The following is a 1532-nucleotide window of genomic DNA, read 5'->3' as shown; positions in this document are numbered from 1 at the left end:
TCAGACTGTTGAAAAACGATTTTGTCAAGGACAAAATCGTTTTTCTTTTGTTAATATATTTAATGGAAAGCCCGTGAAGAAGGAGAGATAGAAGTATGTACCGTCCTTTCTCCAAGTCAGAATTGAAAAAGAACAGAAAAGCGTATGAAAAAATATACGATAAACATCATTTACTTGTTCAGATCGATAAAGTGATGGATTGGGATGACGTGTATTCCTTATTGAAACCGTTTTATTCAAAGGACAAAGGTCGTCCATCCCTTGATCCTTTGATATTAGTGAAAATCTTGATCATTCAATATGTTGAAGGGTTTCGTTCGGTTCGTTTCACCTGTAAGCAAATTGACCAACATATCACGTATCGATGGTTTCTAGGTCTTTCCATGGACGATGCTGTCCCATGTCACTCCAGTGTTTCAAAGTTTTTGCGCCATCGTGTTGATCGAAACGTATGGGAAACTTTATTTGAATATGTACTCTTACAGATTAAAAAAGAAGGTTTCCTATCCCCAGAAACGTGGGCAGCAGATGAAACGGAGTTGAAAGCCAATGCGAACAAGCGGAAACGCGTGAAAGTGGTTCAAAAAGTGGTCGAGAAGGAAGACGAGACCGTGTTACAACTCGTGAACAAGAAGCGCTTACAACACGGGAAAAAGCCTCTGACTCCAAAACCAACAAAAGAGATAGAAAAAGAAGTGATTTGCAGTACCACGGATCCCGATGCGGGGCTATCTGTCAAACATGATCCTCGTGGATTATTCGCTTATCACGATCATCGGATCGTCGACACGCTGCACAATTTCATTTTAGATGCCTATGTGACGTCGGCAAATGTACCAGGGCATCGTGTACTCACGGAACGAATCGAGCGAGTCAAACAACGGATTGGTTATAAACCAGAAAATATCGTGTTAGATGCTGGCTATTATAACGCACGTCTTGGGCGAGAACTCGAAGACAAAGGGATTCATGCCTATGTTTCTTATCGCCGATTTCATCGAAAGGAACACTCAAAATGTCGTTCCAGTCAATTCCGTTTAGTGAAAGAAGACGTCTATGTTTGCCCTTGCGGAGTAAAATTTTCCTATTCTACATCTACTCGATCGGGGTATCATGAATATAAGCCTGACGTCAAAGGTAGTTGCGCGAGTTGTCCTGCGGCGAACGGGAAAGGCGATCGCGTCTTTCGGGTTTCCGTTCACCAGGAGGTTTACGAACAAATGAAAAAACGTCGACTATCTGAAAAAGGAAAGGTTTTTCGACTTGTTCGTCCCGCTACTATTGAACGAAGCTTTGCGGAAAGTAAAGAACTCCACGGGCTTCGTTTTGCACGATACCGTGGAGTTCCATACGTACAGATTCAGGTTTGGATCACCGCCATGATCCAAAACCTCAAGAAGTGGACCAAGTTACGATCCCTTCGATCACATGGTATAGATTTAAGTTACCACAAATAAGGAAAAAAGAAAAGATGAAAAAGTTCACGAGGAAAGTGAACTTTTTCTTGACGTCCTACTTTTTCAACACTTTGA

General features: G+C 41.8%; 1 protein-coding gene. It reads left to right on the top strand.

What is annotated here, in order from left to right; genetic code table 11:
• Positions 1-95 precede the first annotated feature (95 nt).
• Positions 96-1457: an IS1182 family transposase gene (locus tag ACYQY7_RS13935; RefSeq protein WP_461202953.1), complete on the top strand. Its 1362-nt coding sequence runs from the start codon at positions 96-98 to the stop codon at positions 1455-1457.
• Positions 1458-1532 lie beyond the last annotated feature (75 nt).

The sequence above is a fragment of the Anoxybacillus sp. TBDG-1 genome (assembly GCF_054815885.1).
Note: the sequence above shows the minus strand (reverse complement) of the source record. Positions and strands in the feature narration are given on the sequence as shown.

Bases quoted from the DNA above. Each gene is read 5' to 3' on its own strand.
- ACYQY7_RS13935 (WP_461202953.1), top strand. From the start codon at position 96: ATGTACCGTCCTTTCTCCAAGTCAGAATTGAAAAAGAACAGAAAAGCG.